Source organism: Bacillus cereus group sp. MG20, from assembly GCF_040459885.1.
Taxonomy (GTDB): Bacteria; Bacillota; Bacilli; order Bacillales; family Bacillaceae_G; genus Bacillus_A; species Bacillus_A cereus.
In genome coordinates, this window is the sequence record NZ_JARVHF010000001.1 from 4,934,163 (window position 1) to 4,956,974 (window position 22,812).

Below are 22,812 nucleotides of genomic sequence, written 5' to 3' on the forward strand. Positions count from 1 at the left end.
TATCGATACTTTTAGTGTCATATGTATGAATCATAAAACGTCGTCTCTTCATATTGGAGGCGACGTTTTATTTTATAAAATATCTATGAATTATCTGTAGAAGGCGGCGTATTCTCCAACCGATTATAAGCTTTAAAAGCTGAAATTGCCGATATAACCCCGCCTACTAAAAATAATGTCGATCCTCCAACTAAGATGATACGACTGACATATGTTTCCCGTGCTTCTTCGACTTCTTCTTGTAACGCTGTAGGCATATGAATCCCCCTTTATAAAAGTTGTTTTATAAATAGTATATACAAAGGCCTAAAATGTGTTAAAATAACTGATGATTTTATGAAGTGGGTAATTAGATGAGTAGGATGCGAGTGGCTAAATAAATCTTCATCACAAATTTATGCGAACTTCACATAGAGCACATATTAACATTGTATTATGTATATGTACCAAATAAATAAAGTGAATGTAAGTTCTGTTTTCAAAAATTTAAAATCCTTTTATTTCTATATGAAAGTTTTAATCGAGGGTTTTAAAAATTTTGGAAATAGATCTTATAAAAATGGAATTCATATAAAAGGGGAATGTCTTATGACAACATATACAAGTGAAATGAAAAAAACTTTAGTTTCAGAAGAAGATGTAGATATTTTAAAAATTATGGCGCATCCAATCCGACTGCAAATTGTAAATGAATTAAGTACAAGAAAAACTTGTAATGTAACACAATTAACAGAGTTACTGAACATCCCGCAATCTACTGTTTCACAACATTTATCAAAAATGAAGGGTAAAGTGTTACGAGCAGAGAGAAGAGGTTTAGAAATTTATTATCATATTAACAATTTAAAAGCGAGTAAGATTGTTAATGTTTTAGGGTATATAAACTAGTGAAATATTTTTATATAAAATAGCCCCTGCTGTTTAGCAGGGGCTATTTTGTGTTGTTTTATGTATTTGTATTTAAAACTTTATAGTTTTTATGATTTACAATTGTTCGATCAAATTCAAAAGTACCACCGCTTACATTTGTAATTTCAACTAAGACCGATTCAGTATAAAGTTTTAGTACAGATCCTGTAATCTTTAAATTGTTTCGTTGAAAAAGTATAGTATCCCCTACGTTTGCTTTCATAGTACCTCCTCATTAAAGACAGAAATATTTTTTTATTATATATATTAAACCACGGATAGATATATTAGTGAATATTTAGTTTTATTTATTGGAAAAAAATTTGTGATTTTATAAAAAATAAGGTGAATCGAAGTATAAAATTTTTTTCTATTGTATTTAATCAGTAGTTTTTTGTATTTCATCCTTCGTTTTTTGTAACTGATTCCATGTTTTTGACGCTCTATCTTGTAAGTGCTTACATAAACGGAAACATCTTATACAATGAAGGTGTCAAATCAAAAGAGGTGACCAAAATGAACATAAAAAAAGTAAATTTAGCGAATAGCATTGAAATAGAAAGAGGAGGCGGAAAGGTATGAAAAAATCAACTGTTAATCCATGGTTTGTTGTCCTTGGCACAGTCATAGTACAAATGGGGCTTGGGACGATATATACATGGAGTTTATTCAATCAGCCTTTAGTTAGTAAATACGGTTGGAGTCTTAACGCTGTTGCGATAACTTTTTCAATTACTAGTCTTTCTTTAGCATTTTCAACTTTATTTGCGAGTAAATTGCAAGAAAAATGGGGACTTCGTAAACTTATTATGATAGCTGGATTAGCATTAGGACTAGGGTTAATACTTAGCTCACAAGCGTCCTCATTAATATTACTTTATGTACTAGCAGGAGTTGTTGTAGGTTATGCAGATGGTACAGCATATATCACTTCACTATCAAATTTAATAAAGTGTTTTCCAGAGCGTAAAGGTTTAATTGCTGGTATTTCTGTCTCTGCATATGGTTCAGGTAGCTTAATCTTTAAATACGTTAACGCAAAGTTGATTGAATCAGTTGGTGTATCGCAAGCATTTATATACTGGGGTTTAATTGTTACAACTATGATTGTAATTGGTGCTTGTTTAATCCATCAAGCTGCAGATCAAGGAGCAGTTCATGAAACAAAAACTAAGGAATACACAACGAAAGAAATGTTAGGCACAAAACAAGTATACTTATTATTTATCATGTTATTTACATCATGTATGAGTGGCTTATACTTAATTGGTATGGTAAAAGACATTGGTGTTCAACTTGTAGGGCTTAGCGCAGCAACAGCAGCTAATGCGGTGGCTATGGTTGCAATCTTCAATACATTAGGTCGTATCATTTTAGGACCGTTATCGGATAAAATTGGGCGTTTAAAAATCGTTACTGTTACTTTTGTTGTTATGGCGAGTTCAGTCTTAGTTCTAAGTTTTGTAGATTTAAATTATGGTATTTACTTCGTATGTGTAGCAAGTGTAGCGTTTTGCTTTGGTGGAAATATCACTATTTTCCCAGCTATTGTTGGTGATTTCTTCGGTATGAAAAACCATAGTAAGAACTACGGAATTGTGTATCAAGGATTTGGATTTGGGGCGCTTGCAGGTTCCTTTATCGGTGCACTTCTAGGTGGATTCAAACCAACGTTCATGGTGATCGGTGTATTATGTGTCGTGTCATTCATTATCGCAATTTTAATTCAAGCACCTAAACAGAAAAAAGAACAAGAAGAAGAGTATCGCAGCGTAGCATAAGTATACAAATCTTCTATAACACTATGATTACGAAAAAGCATCCTATTCTATTAATTAGGATGCTTTTTTTATGAGTTATTTTAACAAGGTTAAATTACTTTTGTGATTTTTATAGATGTAAAAGTGAGTGGAATACCCATTTGGAATATAATAAATTGATACATCATATTCGAAATATATATTAAATCTTAAATGATAAAGAAGACATTCATTAGTATTTGTAAGATATATTTTCAGAAAAATATTGAGAAAATATATACTTGAGTTTTTCATAAAGCATTGTAAATGAACGTATCTCTAGTTTATCTTCTTCAATTTTAAAAAGAGGAGTTTGAATTTTATTTATAATATAAGTACATTTAATGCGTTTAGGTATGATTTTATTAAGAAGCATTAAAATACTTTATCTGAAAAATAAAAAAAGATTGACAAGTTTATTGAGAAACATTATCATTTCGGTGTAAGATAGTAAATGAAAAACATTATCAATAAAATGGATTTTAAAGTAATGCGCACTTGACCAATTAGTTTAGTAAGTGTATTATTTTTTACAACATGACTGATAATGAAAATCAATATCAGTCATGTTACTTAATGAAATTAATGTTTATGTGAAAGGATAGAGAAAATGAACTTAGGGGAATTTGATGGGCAAACAGTTTTAGTAACAGGTGCAGCACAAGGCATAGGCAGTGTTGTTGCCAAAATGTTTTTAGAAAGAGGAGCCACAGTTATTGCGGTTGATCAAAATGAAGAGGGGTTAAATGTACTCTTAAATCAAAATGAATTAAATAAAACACGTATGAAAACGTTTCGTTTAGATGTGAGTAATAGCGCTGCTGTTGAAGACATGGTAAATCATATTGCAAATGAAATAGCGCCAATAGATATTTTAATAAATGTTGCAGGGGTTTTACGTATGGGACCAATTCATTCGTTAAGTGATGAAGATTGGAATAAAACATTCTCTGTAAATACTACAGGGGTTTTCAATATGTCCCGAGCGGTAAGTAAAAATATGATGTTAAGAAAATCAGGGGCAATTGTTACAGTCGGTTCAAATGCGGCAAATACGCCGAGAATGGAGATGGCAGCGTATGCTGCGTCAAAGGCTGCAACGACGATGTTTATGAAATGTTTAGGACTAGAGCTTGCGGCATACAATATACGCTGCAACTTAGTTTCTCCAGGTTCTACTGAAACTGAGATGCAAAGATTACTATGGGCTGATGAGAATGGAGCTAAAAATATAATTACTGGTTCTCAAAATACATATAGACTCGGAATTCCATTACAAAAAATTGCACAACCTTCAGAAGTTGCTGAAGCAGTGTTATTTTTAGCCTCAGATAGAGCAAGTCATATTACAATGCACAATTTATGTGTCGATGGCGGTGCTACGTTAGGAGTTTAATAAAAATTCAGGAGGTTATTATATTATGAATGAACATATAGCTGTAAAAGAATTGTCAGAAAAACTTTTAGAAGATTATAAGACTGAATCTTCATTCTTTTTCGCTTCACCAACTCGAACTATATTAGCAGAAGGAGAGTTTACTACAGTAAAGCATCGTGAAATTGAAAATTTCCCAGAGCTTGTGCAAGCGACATTAAGTAATGCGAAACAAGCTGGAAATCCAAATCCTATCGTTGTGGGTGCTTTGCCATTCGATCGTAGAAAAGAAGTCCAACTTATCGTACCAGAATATAGTAGGATTTCTGAGCGTTTACAATTGGATACAACAAATCAGCTTGAAACAAATGAGAACGTAACATTTGAAATGACGCCAGTACCAGACCCTGAAGTTTATATGAATGGTGTGAAGCAAGGAATTAAAAAAATACAGGACGGTGATTTAAAGAAAATCGTTCTATCTAGATCGTTAGATGTTAAATCTTCGGAAAAGATTGATAAGCAAAAACTTCTGCGAGAATTAGCAGAACATAATAAGCATGGTTATACATTTGCTGTGAATTTACCGAAAGATGAAAAAGAGAACAGTAAGACGCTAATTGGAGCAAGTCCTGAATTACTTGTTTCACGTAATGGTATGCAAGTTATTTCTAATCCGTTAGCTGGTTCAAGGCCACGTAGTGAGGACCCAGTAGAAGATAAAAGAAGAGCAGAGGAATTACTTTCTTCTCCAAAAGATTTACATGAACATGCGGTAGTAGTTGAAGCGGTTGCTGCTGCACTTCGTCCGTATTGTCATACATTACATGTTCCAGAAAAGCCATCAGTTATTCATAGTGAAGCGATGTGGCATTTGTCTACAGAAGTGAAAGGTGAACTGAAGAATCCAAATACTTCTTCTTTACAATTAGCAATTGCCCTTCATCCTACGCCAGCAGTTTGCGGAACTCCGATGGAAAAAGCAAGAGAGGCTATACAGCATATTGAGCCATTTGACCGCGAGTTCTTTACAGGAATGCTAGGATGGAGCGATTTAAATGGAGATGGAGAATGGATTGTTACAATTCGTTGTGCTGAAGTACAAGAAAATACACTGCGTTTATATGCAGGAGCTGGAGTTGTTGCTGAGTCAAAACCAGAAGATGAGTTAGCAGAAACATCAGCTAAGTTCCAAACAATGCTAAAAGCTTTAGGGTTAAGAGATAGTTCACTTAATGAAAAATAGGGGGAAGAAAGAATGCTAGTAGGTTATACAGAATGGCCAAAAGAATTTGCCGATCATTATCGAGAAGAAGGATGTTGGCTTGGTGAAACATTTGGAGGAGTGTTAAGAGAGCGGGCTGAGAAATATGGAGATCGAATCGCGGTTGTAAGTGGTAAGAAGCATATAACATATAGTGAACTTGATAAAAATGCAGATCGTTTAGCAGCAGGTTTACTGAATTTAGGAATAAAGAAAGAGGACAGAGTTGTAATCCAGTTACCTAACATTATCGAGTTTTTCGAAATATGTTTTGCACTATTTCGAATTGGAGCGCTTCCTGTCTTTGCACTACCTTCACATCGAAGCAGTGAAATTAGTTATTTTTGTGAGTTTGGCGAGGCGAGCGCTTACGTTATTTCAGATAAGGCTCTCGGTTTTGATTATCGAAAACTAGCAAGAGAAGTGAAAGAGAAAGTGCCAACTTTACAACGTGTAATTGTAGTGGGGGAAGAAGAAGAGTTTGTGAACATAAATGATCTGTATATGGATCCCGTCTCATTACCAGAAGTTCAGCCAAGTGATGTTGCATTTCTCCAATTATCAGGAGGGACAACAGGTCTTTCTAAATTAATTCCTAGAACACATGATGACTATATTTATAGTTTACGTGTAAGCGCTGAAATTTGTAATTTGAATGCAGAAAGCGTCTATATGGCAGTTCTTCCAGTAGCACACAATTACCCAATGAGTTCTCCAGGGACATTTGGAACTTTCTATGCGGGTGGAAAAGTGGTATTGGCAACTGGTGGTAGTCCAGATGAGGCATTTGCTCTTATTGAAAAAGAAAAAGTTACAATTACAGCGCTCGTTCCGCCATTAGCAATGATTTGGCTTGATGCTGCATCTTCTCGTAATACCAATTTATCGAGCCTAGAGGTTATTCAAGTAGGTGGTGCTAAGTTTAGCGCTGAGGTTGCAAGACGTATACGCCCTACATTTGGATGTACGTTACAGCAAGTATTCGGTATGGCGGAAGGATTAGTGAACTATACAAGATTAGACGATCCGGAAGAAATTATTATTCATACACAAGGTAGACCAATGTCTGCACTCGATGAAGTACGAGTTGTTGATGAAAATGACAACGATGTACAACCTGGCGAAGTAGGTAGTTTATTAACAAGAGGTCCATATACAATTCGTGGTTACTATAAAGCTGAAGAGCATAATGCACGATCATTTACAAAGGATGGATTTTATCGCACAGGTGATCTTGTAAAAGTAAATGAACAAGGATACATCATTGTAGAAGGAAGAGATAAAGATCAAATTAACCGTGGTGGTGAGAAAGTTGCTGCGGAAGAAGTTGAAAATCATTTATTAGCACACGATGCGGTCCATGACGTAGCAATTGTATCTATGCCTGACGATTATTTAGGTGAACGCACCTGTGCTTTTGTTATAGCTCGCGGACAAGTTCCGGCAGTAAGTGAATTAAAAATGTTTTTAAGAGAACGTGGTATAGCGGCTTATAAAATTCCAGATCGAATTGAATTTATTGAATCATTCCCGCAAACAGGAGTCGGAAAAGTCAGCAAAAAAGAACTACGTAAAGTCATTGCTGAAAAACTTATTACAGTAAAACAATAATAAAAACCGGAAGGAAGTGATTAGATGGCTATCCCATCTATTTCAGTATATAAAATGCCAATTGAATCAGAACTACCAAAAAATAAAGTGAATTGGACACCAGACCCGAAACGTGCAGTACTTTTAATTCATGACATGCAAGAATATTTTCTTGATGCATATAGCGATAAAGAATCACCAAAAGTAGAACTTATTTCAAATATTAAAATGATAAGAGAAAAATGTAAGGAACTTGGTATACCAGTTGTTTATACAGCACAACCTGGTGGACAAACGTTAGAACAAAGAGGTTTATTACAAGACTTTTGGGGTGACGGTATTCCTGCTGGACCAGATAAAAAGAAAATTGTTGATGAACTTACTCCTGATGAGGATGATATATTCCTAACAAAATGGAGATATAGTGCATTTAAAAAGACAAATCTATTAGAAATTTTAAATGAACAAGGAAGAGATCAACTTATTATTTGCGGTATTTATGCGCATATTGGATGCCTTTTAACAGCTTGTGAAGCATTTATGGATGGTATAGAGCCGTTCTTTGTAGCAGATGCAGTTGCTGATTTTTCACTAGAGCATCATAAACAAGCATTGGAGTATGCATCTAATAGATGTGCAGTAACGACATCAACAAACCTACTGTTAAAAGATTTACAAAGTGTAAAAGGTGATGAGAGTGAAGGAATCATTATACAGGAAGTGCATGAACTAGTTGCACAACTACTTCGTGAGCCAGTAGAGAGTATTGATATTGATGAGGACTTATTAAATAGAGGGCTTGATTCGGTCAGAATTATGAGTTTAGTAGAGAAGTGGCGTCGTGAAGGGAAAGAAATCACTTTTGCAGATTTAGCAGAACGTCCAACTGTTGCAGGTTGGTACAGTTTACTATCTTCACAAACAGCACAGGTGCTGTAACAAATAGACTACATAATAAAGGGGTAGTAAAGAATGCCTAACAGTCAAAAGATTCGTCATTCGTTATCATCTGCGCAGTCTGGTATGTGGTTTGCGCAACAATTAGATCCGCTTAATCCGATATATAATACTGGGGAATATGTAGAAATAAACGGAAATATTTATCAAGACATTTTTGAATTAGCTGTACGTAAAGTTGTAAGGGAAGCAGAGGCACTTCACGTCCGCTTCGAAGAGGATGAAATTGGCCCATGGCAAGTTGTTGAAGAATTACAGTTTCATATGCATTTTATTGACGTTCGTAAAGAAGAAAACCCAGAAGAAGCTGCTAAAGTATGGATGAAAAATGATTTATCTATACCAGTCAATTTGAAAAAAGATACATTATTTACTGAAGCACTTATTCAAGTTGAAAATAATCGTTTCTTTTGGTATCAGCGCATCCATCACATTGTGATGGATGGCTATGGATTTTCACTTCTTAGCCAAAAGGTAGCGAATGAGTATACATCACTTATAGAAGAAACAAACAAGAGTGAAAAGCCATTTGGTTCTCTTGCAAAAGTCGTGCAAGAAGATATCGAGTATCGTGAGTCTAAACAATTTCAGGAAAATCGTACTTTTTGGTTAGAAAAGTTTGCAGATGCCCCAGAAGTTGTAAGTTTGGCAGAACGAGCACCGAGAACATCAAATGGATTTTCACGAGAAACAGCTTATTTATCTAGTTCTAGCACGAAAACTTTACTAGAAGATATCAATATTTCGTTAACAAGTTGGCCGGAATTCATTGTGGCTGTAACAAGTATTTATATGCATAAATTAACAGGTGAAAATGATATTGTTTTAGGTTTACCGATGATGGGACGTCTAGGTTCTGTATCTATTCATACACCAAGTATGGTAATGAATTTAGTTCCACTTCGTATTACAGTAACTCCAAATATAACTCTTGCGGAATTATTGCAGCAAGTTTCTAAAGAAATCCGAGATGTACGTCGCCATTATAAATACCGTCATGAGGAATTAAGAAGAGACTTAAAGTTACTAGGTGAAAATCAAAGGTTGTTTGGACCGTTAGTGAATGTTATGCCTTTTGATTACGGGCTTAATTTTGCTGGAAATCGTGGTATTACGCATAACTTATCAGCAGGACCTGTAGATGATTTATCGATAAATGTATATAAACGTTTTGATCAAAATGAGCTAATGATTCATTTTGATGCGAATCCCGAAGTATATAATGGCGCAGAGCTAGCATTGCATAAAGAAAGATTTATGAATCTATTTGAATTAGTAATAAATAATTATGAGAAAAACGAGCCGATTGGAAAAATAAACATTACTCTGCCTGAAGAAAATCATAAAGTTTTATTGGAATGGAATGAAACGAAGGAAGACGATGAGTTAATCAGTTTACCTATATCATTTGAAAAACAAGTGCAAAAAAATCCAAATAAACTAGCGATTACTTGTGACGGTGTAATCCTTACGTATAAAGAGCTAAATGAACGAGCGAATGAACTAGCACATTATTTAGTAGAAGAAGGAATACGACCAAATCAGTTTGTAGCTTTAGTATTCCCTAGATCAATAGAAATGGTAGTTAGTATGCTAGCAGTCTTAAAGGCTGGTGCAGCGTATTTACCAATAGATCCAGAATACCCAGCAGAAAGAGTTAATTATATAGTAAATGATGCAAAACCAGTTTGTATCATAACACATTCATCTGTTTCATCTAAGTTAGTTATAGAAAAGGATATGAAAAAAATTGTATTAGATGACGAAGAAACGAAACTAGCGTTACATACATATTCTCGTATGAATATAGCATGTAAGAATGATGTATCACTTTTAAACCCAGCCTATACAATATATACTTCAGGCTCAACAGGAAACCCAAAAGGTGTAATTGTTCCTATGAGAGGTTTAAGTAACTTTTTAATGGCTATGCAGCAAAAGTTTTCATTAAATGAAAATGATCATTTATTAGCAGTTACAACGTTTGCGTTTGATATTTCTGCTCTAGAAATTTATTTACCTCTTATTAGTGGTGCAAGTTTAACAATTGCGCAAAAAGAAGACATACAAGAGCCATCAGCATTAACGACACTTTTACAAGAAGAAAGAGTGACAATTATGCAGGCTACACCGACGCTTTGGCAGGCGTTAGTAACTGATTATCCAGAGAAGCTACAAGGGCTAAATATACTTGTTGGTGGTGAAGCTCTCCCAGCGCATTTAGCAAATAAATTAAAAGAATTAGGTTGTTCAATAACTAATTTATATGGACCAACTGAAACGACGATTTGGTCTACTTTCATGAACATTGATGAAGGTGAAAAGGGTATACCACCTATTGGAAAGCCAATTTGCAATACAGAAGTGTATGTATTGGATGCAGGGCTACAACCAGTTCCACCTGGAATTATTGGTGAATTATATATTGCAGGGGAAGGACTTGCAAGCGGATATTTAGGAAAACCTGAGTTAACAGCTGAACGGTTTGTTGCAAATCCTTATGGAGAATCAGGGAAGCGCATGTACCGTACAGGAGATCTTGTGAAATGGCGTAGTGATGGTGCGTTAGAGTACATTAGTCGCGCAGATCATCAAATTAAAATTCGTGGATTCCGAATTGAATTAGCTGAAATTGAAACGGTATTACAACGACATGAAAATATTCAACAAGCGGTAGTAATGGTACGAGAAGATCGTCCAAATGATAAACGCATCATTGCGTATATCGTTGCAGAAGAAAAGGAACCGATTAATCTTTCAGAAATTCGTTCTTATGTTTCAGAAAGTTTAGCGAATTATATGATACCATCGGCATTTGTTGTGCTAGAAGAATTACCATTAACGCCAAATGGTAAGGTTGACAGAAAGAAATTACCTGCTCCTGATTTTAATGGAATGAACAATGAGAGAGTTGCTAGAAATCCGAAAGAAGAAATATTATGTGATTTATTTGCAGAAGTACTAGGTGTTTCTCGAATTAGCATTGATGATAATTTCTTTGAAATGGGTGGACATTCACTTCTCGCATCTCGTTTAATGGCAAGAATTCGTGAAACGTTAAGTGTGGAATTAGGAATCGGGAAACTATTTGAATCACCAACTGTTGCCGAACTGGCGAAACAATTAAACCATGCAAAAAGTGCAAGACCAGCTATTCAGAAAGCAAGTAGGCCAAATGAAATTCCACTTTCATTTGCACAGCGCAGGTTATGGTTCTTAAATTGTTTAGAAGGTCCAAGTCCTACTTATAATATTCCGCTAGTCATTCGTATGAATGGAATATTGAATCGGGAAGCATTACAAGGTGCTTTTTATGATGTAGTTGAGAAACATGAAACACTTAGAACAATTTTCCCTAACGTATTAGGTAGTTCCTATCAGAAAATTTTAGATATGGAAAACTTAAATCTAGAAATGGTAATAACTAATACATGTAAAGATGAATTAGAAAGTGTACTTTCAAAGGCGGTAAGATATAGTTTTAACCTCGATATTGAGCCGGCAGTTCGTTTGCAACTTTTTACAGTGAGTGAAACCGAACATGTATTATTAATTCTATTGCATCATATTGTAGGTGATGGCTGGTCATTACAGCCGTTAACGAGAGATTTTACAGCGGCGTATAAAGCACGATGTCAAGGTGACAGAGTTCAGCTGGAGACACTACCAGTTCAATACGCAGATTATGCACTTTGGCAACAGCAATTGCTAGGTGATGAAACGACACCAGAGAGTCTTATTTCAACACAATTAGATTTTTGGAAAGAAGAACTTAAAGGTTTACCAGACCAAATGGAGTTACCTACAGATTTCCAGCGTCCAATTGAGACGAGTTACCGCGGGGAAACAATTCATTTTCATATAGATGAAGGTATGCATAGTAGGTTAGTAGAGCTTGCACGTAAAAATGGAGTTAGTTTGTTTATGGTATTGCAAGCAGGGCTTAGTGCACTATTTACAAGATTAGGTGCAGGCACTGATATACCAATTGGAAGTCCGATTGCTGGAAGAAATGATGATGTACTTTCAGATATTGTTGGTTTATTTGTAAATACATTAGTGTTACGTACAAATACGTCAGGAGATCCAAGTTTTAAAGAATTATTAAATAGAGTGAAGCAGGTAAATCTTGCAGCTTATGAAAATCAAGATGTTCCATTTGAAAGGCTTGTTGAAGTGTTAAATCCAGTACGTACTCGAAACAGCCACCCGTTGTTTCAAGTTATGTTAGCTTTTCAAAATACACCAGAAGCAACGTTTCATGTACCAGGTTTAGAAGCGAGCCTTGAAATTCAAAGCGTTGGTTCTGCAAAATTTGATTTAACATTTGAAATTAGTGAGAGTAACGAGGTTGATGGTACTCCGAACGGTTTACATGGATTACTAGAGTTTAGTACCGATTTATATAAACGTGAAACGGTTCAAAAACTAATAGAACGATTCATTTTGTTATTAGATGATGCAGCTACAAATCCGGATCAATCAATTGGCAGATTAGAAATATTAACTGTAGCAGAGAAAAATACAGTGTTAGAAAAGTGGAATGGTGGTTTTCAAATTGCACCAGAAATGACATTGCTACAATTGTTTGAAAAGCAGGCTCATATAAATGCAAATTCTATAGCTGTTGTCTTTGAAAATAAGAAATTAACTTATGAAGAGTTAAATAGAAAAGCAAATAAAATTGCTCGATTCCTAATAGCAAAAGGGATTGGTCCTGATCAACTCGTTGCTTTAGCGATGCCAAGATCATTAAACATGGTTGTAAGCTTATTAGCTGTTCTTAAAGCTGGTGCTGGATACCTTCCGTTAGATCCAGATTACCCAGCAGACCGCATTTCATTTATGCTACACGATGCGAAACCATCATGTGTTTTAACGAATTCAGAAGTGGAAATTGAATGTGATGAGACACTAAAAGTTTTAGTTGATGATGTGAAAGTAATAGCAGAAGTTGAGAAATATAGTGATGACAATATTGATGAAGTGGAACGAATTAAGCCATTATCTCCATCACATATTGCTTACGTTATTTATACGTCAGGCTCAACGGGTAGACCGAAAGGCGTTATGATACCTCATCAAAATGTAGTAAGACTTTTAGGAGCAACTGATCATTGGTTCCAGTTTGACGGAAACGATGTTTGGACGATGTTCCATTCATACGCTTTTGATTTCTCGGTTTGGGAAATTTGGGGACCTTTATTATACGGAGGGCGTTTAGTTGTAGTTCCACATACTGTAAGTCGCTCACCGAAAGAATTTTTACAGCTTCTTGTTAAAGAAAAGGTTACGGTTTTAAACCAAACTCCATCAGCGTTCTATCAATTGATGCAAGCAGATCGTGAAAATGAAGAGATTGGCCAAAAATTATCTTTACGATATGTTGTTTTTGGAGGAGAAGCACTTGAGCTAAGTCGCTTAGAAGATTGGTATAGTCGACATCCTCATAACGCACCAAAGCTTATTAATATGTACGGTATTACGGAGACGACAGTACATGTTAGTTATATTGAATTAGATGAAACTATCGTCTCTTTACGAGCAAATAGTTTAATTGGGTGCAGTATACCTGACCTTAAAGTGTATGTGTTAGACAACTATTTACAACCAGTGCCACCTGGAGTAGTTGGAGAAATGTATGTTGCAGGTGCAGGGCTTGCGCGTGGATATTTAGGAAGAGCAGGATTAACGGCTGAACGCTTTATCGCAGATCCATTTGGAAAGCCAGGTACAAGAATGTATCGTACAGGAGACTTAGCTCGCTGGCGTAAAGATGGGACGCTAGATTATATAGGACGTGCAGATCATCAAATAAAAATTCGTGGATTCCGAATTGAATTAGGAGAAATAGAAGCAGTCATAATGAAGCACCCTAAAGTTGAGCAAGTAGCCGTTATTGTACGGGAAGATCAACCAGGGGATAAACGGTTAGTTTCTTATATCGTTGCATCAAATAATGAAGCGATTGATACGAATGAAATGCGTCAGTTTGCTAGTGGTAGTTTACCAGATTATATGGTTCCATACGCTTTTGTAGTAGTAAATGAGTTACCTTTAACTCCAAACGGTAAATTAGATAGAAAGGCATTGCCAGCTCCAGAATTTATCGCATCATCTTCTAGTCGTGGTCCAAGAACACCGCAAGAAGAAATGTTATGTGACTTGTTTACAGAAGTGCTAAGTGTACCTCAAATTGGAATTGATGACGGATTCTTTGATCTTGGTGGCCATTCACTCCTTGCAGTACAGCTTATGAGCCGCATTAAAGAGGCGCTTGGAGTGGAACTAAACATTGGTACTTTATTTGCAGCACCGACTGTTGCAGGGTTAGCTGAAAGACTTGAGATGGGGAATGGTCAAAGTGCACTTGATGTGTTGCTTCCATTACGAGCAAGCGGGGATCAATTACCACTATTTTGTGTACATCCAGCAGGTGGATTAAGTTGGTGCTATGCAGGACTTATGAAATCTTTAGGAACAGATTATCCAATCTATGGTGTACAAGCACGTGGTATTGCTAAAAATGAAGAACTTCCAAAAAGTTTAGAGGAGATGGCGGCGGATTACTTGAAACACGTTCGTGAAGTACAGCCTCATGGACCATATCGTTTATTAGGTTGGTCGCTTGGAGGAAATGTTGTGCATGCAATGGCGGCGCAATTACAAAATGAAGGGGAAGAAGTAGAATTACTCGTTATGCTTGATTCTTACCCTGGACACTTCTTACCGAATACGGAAGCGCCTACTGAAGAGGAAGCGTTAATCGCATTACTTGCTTTAGGCGGATATGACCCAGATAACATGGATGGTAAACCACTTACAATGGAAAGTGCAGTTGAAATCCTTCGTAAAGATGGAAGTGCATTAGCAAGTCTTGAAGAAGAGACTATATTGAACTTGAAAGAAACATATGTAAATTCAGTAGGGTTGTTAGGGAAATATGTACCGAAAGTTTATAATGGAGATATCTTATTCTTTAGATCTACTGTTATACCAGACTGGTTTGATCCTATTTCTCCAAATACGTGGCTAAATTATTTAGACGGGCAAATTGTGCAGCACGATATTGATTGTAGACATAAAGATCTATGTCAGCCAGGTCCGCTTACGGAAATTGGACAAGTATTAGCGAAATATTTGCAGAATAAGAAAGGGGTAAGTAGAGTATGACGAATCCATTTGAAAATGATAATTACACATATAAAGTATTAATAAATGAGGAGGGCCAGTATTCTCTCTGGCCTGCTTTTCTCGATGTACCTATTGGCTGGAATGTCGTATATGAAGAAGCTAGTAGGCAGAGCTGCTTAGAATATGTTGAATATAACTGGAAAGATTTGAATCCAAAAAGTAATCAAGTTCGTGAAAAAACATTAGCAGGAAAACGATAATGAAAGCAAAACTAAATCCAAAAGTAGTCGTAAGTATCGTTTATATAACTGCGATGTTTATGGCTGCGATGGACGCAACGATTGTAAATGTAGCACTACAAACGATAAGTAAAGAACTACAAGTAACTCCATCTGCAATGGGGACGGTTAATGTTGGGTATTTAGTTAGTTTAGCTGTTTTCCTTCCGATTTCTGGTTGGTTAGGAGATCGATTTGGTACGAAAAGAGTGTTTTTAATTGCTCTTTTCGTATTTACAATTGCCTCTGCTTTATGCGGAATGGCTAACGATATTACTTCATTGAATATTTTCCGTATTATTCAAGGTGCTGGTGGAGGGCTTTTAACACCGGTTGGAATGGCAATGTTATTTCGAACATTTTCACCAGAGGAAAGACCGAAGATTTCTCGGTTCATTATACTTCCAATTGCTGTAGCACCAGCAATTGGTCCTATCATCGGTGGTTTCTTTGTAGATCAAATGTCTTGGCGTTGGGCATTTTATATTAATCTACCGTTTGGAATCGTTGCATTGCTCTTTGGACTTCTATTTTTAGCAGAGCATGTTGAAAAATCAGCTGGTCGCTTTGATTCTCTCGGCTTTATTTTATCAGCACCAGGATTTGCGATGCTCATATATGCACTCAGCCAGGGACCATCAAAAGGGTGGATTTCTCCAGAAATTATGAGTACTGGGATAGCTGGGGTTGTATTCATTACATTGTTTATAATCGTAGAACTGAAAGTAAAGCAACCGATGTTAGATTTACGCTTATTAAAAGAACCAGTCTTTAGAAAGATGAGCCTTATATCATTATTTTCATCAGCTGGTTTACTAGGAATGTTATTTGTTTTTCCACTTATGTATCAAAATGTGATAGGAGTTTCCGCGCTGGAATCAGGACTTACGACATTTCCAGAGGCGATTGGATTAATGATTTCTTCACAAATTGTGCCATGGTCATATAAGAAATTAGGAGCTCGAAAGGTAATTTCTATAGGATTAATTTGTACGGCGATTATCTTTGTTTTATTAAGTTTTGTAAATCACGATACGAATCCGTGGCAAATTCGGGCATTATTGTTTGGTATCGGTATTTTCTTAGGTCAATCTGTCGGTGCGGTGCAATTTTCTGCCTTTAACAATATCACGCCGCCTTCCATGGGGAGAGCGACTACTATATTTAATGTGCAAAATCGATTAGGTTCAGCGATAGGAGTAGCTGTTTTAGCTAGTATACTAGCTGGTTTTGGAAGTAATAACGTTCAATCTAATTTTTTACCATATCAAGCAGCATTAATTGGATCAGCAATATTTTTGCTCATAGCACTACTATTTTCTTTACGTATTTCCGATAAAGAGGTAATGTCAAATAAGAAAGAAAAAACATTATCTGTATCAAAAAAAGAGAAAGCACTCGTCAATGAATAACAATATACGTATGCTTTTTTATGAAAATTGATATTCGTTGAATAAAGGAGAGTTTACATGATAGAAAGTAAAGTTGTAGATTCTGTTCCAACTTTGAATGAGAATGATTGTCAAATATGGTGGGCAAGAATTTCAGATTTACAATCATGGCATTACAATTTACTAAATGATATAGAGCGAGAGAAAGCAAATTCGTATCATCATTCGGCAGATCGAGCTCGTTTTATAATAGGTTGCGTAATTAGTAGATTAGTTCTCGGTAAGATACTTTCTATGTCACCAGTCCAAGTACCAATTGATCGAATGTGCTCAGTATGTAAATTGCAACATGGTAGACCACAATTACCAGAAGGTATGCCGCAATTATCCGTTTCACATTCAGGTGAGTGGGTTGTCGTTGCATTTACAAAATCTGCACCTGTTGGCATAGATGTAGAACAAATGAATCCAAATGTAGATGTTATGAAAATGGCAGAAGGTGTATTAACAGACATTGAAATAGCGCAAGTTATGAAACTACCAAATGAACAGAAAATAGAAGGTTTTTTAACATATTGGACTCGAAAAGAAGCGGTGCTGAAAGCGACAGGTGAAGGACTAATGATTCCGCCAGTACATATTACAGTATCAGCTCCAAATGATCCTCCAAACTTGTTGGTTTTTAAGGATAGACAAGAGTTAGCAAGTAATACAATGATGGAAGATGTAAGGCCTAGTTTAGATTATAGGGCCTCTGTTGCAATATTCAGTAAGGAAGTGACTGAAATTACGCAATTAGACGCGGCAGCACTTTTAAATCTTAAATAAAAAAATTATAGAAGAGGTGTTCCTCATGTTAGTAGCGGAAAATAGAAAGAATGAATTCACTTATAACGTACAAGCAATTAAAAATATTTTATTTTCTGGAGATACATCATCCATTCATGCTTTAGAAAAGCTTTTAAATGATACAGTTCAGTTTGATGTTCTTGAACAAGAGGCACTTGGTAGACAGAACATTCCGAAAGAAGCAAAGAATTTCTTTGATAAAGATGGAACATTTCTTTACCGTGTATCTAATGTTAGTTATAAAGGAAAGGTGTTATCTGAAAATCTAATTTTTGCAGACACTTCGTTTTTACCGGACGCAATAAAGAGTGAATTAGAGAGTGGAAATATTCCTGTTGAAAAGCTTATAGAAAAGATGGAAGTAAGAAGAAACGTATTATATGAAGGATATCAGCCATCTGGAAATATTATTGAATTGTTTGATGGATGTTCTGTTACAGCGAATGTGTATCCAACTAGAAAGTATCAAATTGTAAGTAACTGCAAATGTGTATTTTATATTTGTGAAGTGTATCATGCAGAGAATATAAAGCAATTGCTTAAATAAAACCAAGAAACCAGCCTATAAAATGGCTGGTTTCTTGGTTATTTAACAGCTTCTTTTAATTCTTTACCTGCTTTAAATGCAGGAACTTTACCAGCGGCGATTTGAATTTCTTCGCCAGTTTGCGGATTACGTCCTGTACGAGCAGATCTTTCGCGCACTTCAAAAGTTCCAAAACCGATTAGTTGAACTTTATCGCCAGATTGTAATGCATTAGCAATTGTGTCAAATACGGATTGTACAGCTGCAGAAGCGTCCTTTTGAGAAATATCAGCTGATTGAGCTACGTTTTTAATTAATTCTGTTTTGTTCATGTTTTCACCTCATAAAAAAATTTTTGGAATGAATGTTTTAGTATAATAGATAGTAAAGATAAAGCTATCACTATGATTAGATAGAATACTATATAATTATGTTAATTTCGTTGCAAGAGACTGAATCCCTTCTATTATTTAGGGATTAATTAAGAATCGATGCATATAAAAAGCTTTAATATGAGGATGAGGGGGAGTATATGAATGATTTTTCGTGAAAAAAATGAGAAGGAAAGTATATTAATTCGTCAACATGATCATGGTTTTTTAGCTGGAGAGATTGCAAAACATATAAAAGAAGACTTTTTTGAAAGTAAAACATATTTAAAAGAAACAGTTGATGCAATATATGAGCATGACAGAGGATGGATAGAGCTAGATAAAGTACCAATTTTAAATGATGCTAAAAATATCCCATATACATTTATGGATTGTCCAAGCCCATTACGTTTTGTTTTTTATACGATTGGTTTGAAAGAAATTGAAAATTCTAATCCATACGGGGCATTGCTTTGCAGTAAACATTTTTTATCATTTCCACTAAACGAGGAAGATGAAGAGATGATGTCATTTTATAAACATGAATTAGAACGACAAAAAAGAATTTTAAAAACGTTAACAAAGGAACAGTTTGCGATGTTTGATAAACATTATAGATTATTAAAGTTTTGTGATGAACTTTCTTTATACGTATGTATGAATAAGCCTGGTGTAAAAAAGAAAGATGAAATTGATTTATTTAAAGATGGTTTTGAAGGAACAGAAATGTTTAATAGTAAGGATGAGAAACTTATTCAAGCTGAATGGGTGGACGAGGAAACAATTCGGATTACACCATTTCCATTTCAAACGGAATTTTATACGTATGTAAAATATAAAACGATAAATAAGCATGAAATGAAAGAAAAAGGGATTGCAAAGGTTGATAGAGAATCGGAAACGAAGAAACAAATTATTCGTTTCATACAATAGGGAGGTAATATAAATTGAAAGATTATATATTAAAGCAGTTTGATTACCATGCTTGGGCTAATACTAGATTATTCGATCGATTAAAAGAGTTACCAAACTATGAGACAATTTTTAAGGAGCAGATACAGAGTGTATTCCCATCCATTAAGGATACTTTTGTGCATATTTATATTACAGATCAAGTGTGGTTACACATATTGCATGGTAAAAGTATGAATGAAGCAATACAAGACCGAGAAGATTTACGAAAACAAATTGAAACTAAATCGTTACATGAATTAGAAAAAATGTTTGAAAACATGGCAAATCAATATAAAGACTTTTTAATTACAATACAAGATGTGAATGCTGTATTTGTTATTGAGAACCCATATGCAGGGGCATTAGAAACTTCGATTTTAGAATTAGTGCAACATGTCGTAAATCATGGTACATATCATAGAGGAAATATAACAGCGATGATCCGTCAACTTGGTCATTCGTCGACAATGATGGATTTTGTACTGTATTTACATATGGTTAAAAAGCAGGGAGAGTAATATAGTTTGTAAGAAGGAGAGGCTTTAATTATAGAAGTCTCTCCTTCTATTTTATTCCGCATTCATGGTAGATCGACTGATTAAAGTTTTCTTAAGAAGCTTTATTTTCTTGTAATTGCTTAGCGTATTGTACAGCCTTAAATGCATTGACTCTACCATTTTTCCAGTACGTACCTGTACCACTAATTTTATCAGAAGTTGACTCAATAATTTGGCGGATTTGTGTATTGCTATATCCTTGATTTGCTAAAAGGGCAGCGACTCCTGCAACATGAGGTGTTGCCATAGATGTACCACTTAATGATTGATACGTACTTCCTTTATATGTGGAATATATATTTGAACCTGGTGCTGCAACATCTACCCAGCTACCATAAGTAGAGAATGAAGATTTTCTATCTGATTGATCTGTAGAAGCAACTGCAATTACTTCGCTGTAATAAGCAGGGTAATTAGCTTTTGTATTTCCAGCATTTCCAGCAGCTGCAACTATAACAGAGCCTTTATTCCATGCATATTGAACGGCTTGTTGTAATGCAGTACCACCATTTGGAGCTCCTAAACTTAAACTAATTACTTTTGCACCCGAATCAGCAGCTTCTCGAATACCTTGCGCTACAGCATCAAGAGTACCACTTCCTTGATTATCTAATACGCGGACAGCATAAATTGAAGTTTGTGGGGCAACACCAGCAATTCCGACGCTGTTATTCGTAAGTGCTCCAGTAATTCCAGCGCAATGTGTACCATGACCATTACCATCATCAGATGTATTGTCGTTATCAACATAGTCATGCCCGTAAATTACTTTCGAAGCCAAATCAGGGTGTGAGCCTTGAACTCCTGTATCAATAATAGCTACTTTTACACCAGGATCACTTCGTTGGCTATCCCAAGCTTGTGGAGCTTGAATCTTTTGTAATCCATATTGATTATTAAAATATGGGTCGTTTGGAGTCCAAAAGGCGTGAACGTAATAATTCGGTTCTGCATATTCCACATCTGGATTATTTTTATAACTCTTTATTTTTTCTTTTACAGTACCTTTTGAAAATTGTACGACTTCAAAACCTAACTTATCATCTTTAGATAAGACATTAGCTCCGACAGATTTATGAAAAGATTGCACATTACTTAAAGATGTATTTTGTTTGAACTTAACGATTAATTGGTTAGGAACGTAATCAGTAGATGATGTTTCAGCACTTGAAGTATTCGTGTTAAAGAAGAAACCACCAATAATAAATGATAAAACAGATAGGAAAACAATGATTTTGTTTTTCAAAAGATTTTTCCTCCCTTTTCTTGGATGAGTTTTTCAGCGACACTTTAATGTCGCATTCCTTTTCAACTATATAGTTAGACCATACGATTTATGACATTTATGTGAAAAACTTTTGGAGGAATAAAAAGGAGTAAACATTGATATAAATATATTTTTAATGATAGTAATTAAGTAAAAGAGGGGATGAAAAAAGGAATGCTCATCATGTATGAGTCATTCCTTTTTTCATAGATTAACTTGCCTGTTTTTTATTATTTTCTTTCAATTTCTCTGCTTGTAAAAAGCGATTCGTTTCAGCAACAACAATACTACTTAATCCAATTAGACCAATTAAGTTTGGAATGGCCATAAGTCCATTTGCAATATCAGCAAATGTCCATACGATTCCTAGCTTTAAATTAGCACCAATTGCAATCATGAAAATAAAGATTGCTTTATAATATTTAACAGCACTTTCTCCGAATAAATAAGCTACACATTTTTCTCCATAATACGACCAGCCTAAAATAGTAGAGTAGGCAAATAAAATAATTGCGATACCGAGAATCATACTACCAGCAGTACCAAATACAGATTGGAATGCAAGTGTTGTAGCTTCAACACCAGTTTTACCAGATTTCCAAGCACCTGTAGTAATTAATACTAGTCCTGTAATTGTACATACAATAAACGTATCTAGAAAAGTACCAGTCATTGAAACTAAAGCTTGCTTTGCAGGTGAATCAGTTTTTGCAGCCGCCGCCGCAATTGGTGCACTCCCTAAACCAGCTTCATTCGCAAATACACCACGCGCCATTCCGATTTGAATAGCTGATGCAACTGTTGCCCCAATAAAACCACCAGCAGCTGCTGTACCATTAAATGCACCAGAAAAAATAAGTGAAAATGCTTCAGGAATTTGGTCGTAGTGATAGAAAATAATTATAAGACCAGCAATTATATAAAAGAAAGCTTTAATAGGAACGACATATCCCGTCACTTTCCCGATTTTTTTTACACCGCCTAAAATAACAATTGCGATTAAAAATGCCATTAGTATACCAGTTAAAGCAGGAGGGAAAGAGAAATTAATTCGCATTGCCTCTGCAACTGAATTAGATTGCACCATATTACCAATACCGAAAGAAGCAGTTGTACCGAATATAGCGAATAATACTGCTAGCCATTTCTTACCCAAACCACGTTCTAAATAATACATTGGCCCACCTGAATATTCACCATTTTCATTACTAACACGGTATTTCACTGCAAGTATTGCTTCAGCATACTTTGTTGCCATACCGAACAATGCGGTAATCCACATCCAAAATATTGCACCAGGTCCACCTATAGTAACAGCTGTTGCAACACCGGCTATATTTCCCATACCAATCGTTGCGGCCATAGCTGTCATAAGTGCTTGGAAGTGACTAATATCTCCAGAAGAAGAAGTGTCTTCTGATTTTTTAAACGCTAGTTTGTGAGCGTATAATAGTTTACTAAACTGTAAACCTTTCAAACGCACTGTGAGAATGACACCAGTTCCAACGAGTAGCAACAAAGTTGGTAATCCCCACACGTATTGATTTAGTTGTTCTAATACTTTACTTACTGTCTCCATCTTTATTCTCCT

The 22,812-nt window shown here is 35.4% G+C and carries 18 protein-coding genes; 13 read left to right on the forward strand and 5 right to left on the reverse strand.

Annotated elements, in window-relative coordinates; all coding sequences use genetic code 11:
• Positions 1-83 precede the first annotated feature (83 nt).
• Entirely contained in the window at positions 84-257 is a 174-nt protein-coding gene (locus QCI81_RS25405) for a hypothetical protein (RefSeq protein WP_001141668.1), read from the reverse strand.
• 331 nt (positions 258-588) lie between these two features.
• Here QCI81_RS25405 and QCI81_RS25410 point away from each other — a divergent pair, with 331 nt between their 5' ends.
• On the forward strand, positions 589-888 hold the full coding sequence (locus tag QCI81_RS25410) for an ArsR/SmtB family transcription factor (RefSeq protein WP_000214794.1): 300 nt from the start codon (positions 589-591) through the stop codon (positions 886-888).
• A 58-nt stretch (positions 889-946) separates the two neighbouring features.
• On the opposite strand, the gene QCI81_RS25415 is transcribed toward QCI81_RS25410, so the two are convergent.
• Positions 947-1,132 carry a YkvS family protein gene (locus QCI81_RS25415; protein WP_000646793.1) on the reverse strand — a complete coding sequence of 62 codons (186 nt, stop codon included), beginning with the start codon at positions 1,130-1,132 and terminating at the stop codon, positions 947-949.
• A gap of 355 nt (positions 1,133-1,487) precedes the next feature.
• Between QCI81_RS25415 and QCI81_RS25420 the strand changes: the two genes are divergently transcribed.
• The 10 genes from QCI81_RS25420 (at position 1,488) to QCI81_RS25465 (ending at position 18,093) form a co-directional block, all read left to right on the forward strand.
• Complete coding sequence (locus tag QCI81_RS25420; RefSeq protein ID WP_071730138.1) at positions 1,488-2,690, forward strand: L-lactate MFS transporter; 1,203 nt, start codon at positions 1,488-1,490, stop codon at positions 2,688-2,690.
• A gap of 628 nt (positions 2,691-3,318) precedes the next feature.
• The gene (dhbA, locus tag QCI81_RS25425; RefSeq protein ID WP_001048438.1) at positions 3,319-4,104 is read left to right on the forward strand and encodes a 2,3-dihydro-2,3-dihydroxybenzoate dehydrogenase; all 786 of its coding nucleotides are present in this window, start codon (positions 3,319-3,321) and stop codon (positions 4,102-4,104) included.
• Between the two features lie 25 nt (positions 4,105-4,129).
• A complete protein-coding gene (gene dhbC, locus QCI81_RS25430) occupies positions 4,130-5,329 on the forward strand; it encodes an isochorismate synthase DhbC (protein ID WP_001002072.1) in 1,200 nt (399 codons plus the stop codon).
• 12 nt (positions 5,330-5,341) lie between these two features.
• Positions 5,342-6,958: a (2,3-dihydroxybenzoyl)adenylate synthase gene (locus QCI81_RS25435; RefSeq protein WP_023521871.1), complete on the forward strand. Its 1,617-nt coding sequence runs from the start codon at positions 5,342-5,344 to the stop codon at positions 6,956-6,958.
• A 24-nt stretch (positions 6,959-6,982) separates the two neighbouring features.
• Positions 6,983-7,876 (forward strand): isochorismatase family protein, encoded by an 894-nt coding sequence (locus QCI81_RS25440; RefSeq protein WP_001007257.1) that lies wholly within the window; start codon positions 6,983-6,985, stop codon positions 7,874-7,876.
• Positions 7,877-7,909: 33 nt separating this feature from the next.
• On the forward strand, positions 7,910-15,067 hold the full coding sequence (locus tag QCI81_RS25445) for an amino acid adenylation domain-containing protein (RefSeq protein ID WP_098356003.1): 7,158 nt from the start codon (positions 7,910-7,912) through the stop codon (positions 15,065-15,067).
• Positions 15,064-15,288, forward strand: coding sequence for an MbtH family protein (locus tag QCI81_RS25450; protein WP_000184057.1), 225 nt, complete (start codon positions 15,064-15,066; stop codon positions 15,286-15,288). Before QCI81_RS25445 ends, QCI81_RS25450 begins: the two co-directional genes overlap by 4 nt.
• Positions 15,288-16,718: an MDR family MFS transporter gene (locus tag QCI81_RS25455; RefSeq protein ID WP_071730141.1), complete on the forward strand. Its 1,431-nt coding sequence runs from the start codon at positions 15,288-15,290 to the stop codon at positions 16,716-16,718. Before QCI81_RS25450 ends, QCI81_RS25455 begins: the two co-directional genes overlap by 1 nt.
• A gap of 57 nt (positions 16,719-16,775) precedes the next feature.
• Positions 16,776-17,525: a 4'-phosphopantetheinyl transferase Sfp gene (gene sfp / locus QCI81_RS25460; protein ID WP_063547185.1), complete on the forward strand. Its 750-nt coding sequence runs from the start codon at positions 16,776-16,778 to the stop codon at positions 17,523-17,525.
• A gap of 25 nt (positions 17,526-17,550) precedes the next feature.
• On the forward strand, positions 17,551-18,093 hold the full coding sequence (locus QCI81_RS25465) for a hypothetical protein (RefSeq protein WP_053564558.1): 543 nt from the start codon (positions 17,551-17,553) through the stop codon (positions 18,091-18,093).
• A 38-nt stretch (positions 18,094-18,131) separates the two neighbouring features.
• On the opposite strand, the gene QCI81_RS25470 is transcribed toward QCI81_RS25465, so the two are convergent.
• The gene (locus QCI81_RS25470; protein ID WP_001043905.1) at positions 18,132-18,404 is read right to left on the reverse strand and encodes an HU family DNA-binding protein; all 273 of its coding nucleotides are present in this window, start codon (positions 18,402-18,404) and stop codon (positions 18,132-18,134) included.
• A gap of 204 nt (positions 18,405-18,608) precedes the next feature.
• Here QCI81_RS25470 and QCI81_RS25475 point away from each other — a divergent pair, with 204 nt between their 5' ends.
• Together QCI81_RS25475 and QCI81_RS25480 are read left to right on the forward strand one after the other, a co-directional pair.
• Positions 18,609-19,376, forward strand: a complete 768-nt coding sequence (locus QCI81_RS25475) for a DUF3891 family protein (protein WP_071730143.1) — start codon at positions 18,609-18,611, stop codon at positions 19,374-19,376.
• Between the two features lie 14 nt (positions 19,377-19,390).
• A complete protein-coding gene (locus tag QCI81_RS25480; RefSeq protein ID WP_023521877.1) occupies positions 19,391-19,915 on the forward strand; it encodes a DinB family protein in 525 nt (174 codons plus the stop codon).
• A gap of 91 nt (positions 19,916-20,006) precedes the next feature.
• Here the strand turns inward: QCI81_RS25480 and QCI81_RS25485 are convergent, their stop codons facing one another.
• A complete protein-coding gene (locus tag QCI81_RS25485; RefSeq protein WP_065483475.1) occupies positions 20,007-21,200 on the reverse strand; it encodes a S8 family peptidase in 1,194 nt (397 codons plus the stop codon).
• Positions 21,201-21,432: 232 nt separating this feature from the next.
• A complete protein-coding gene (locus QCI81_RS25490) occupies positions 21,433-22,800 on the reverse strand; it encodes an alanine/glycine:cation symporter family protein (protein WP_071730145.1) in 1,368 nt (455 codons plus the stop codon).
• Positions 22,801-22,812 lie beyond the last annotated feature (12 nt).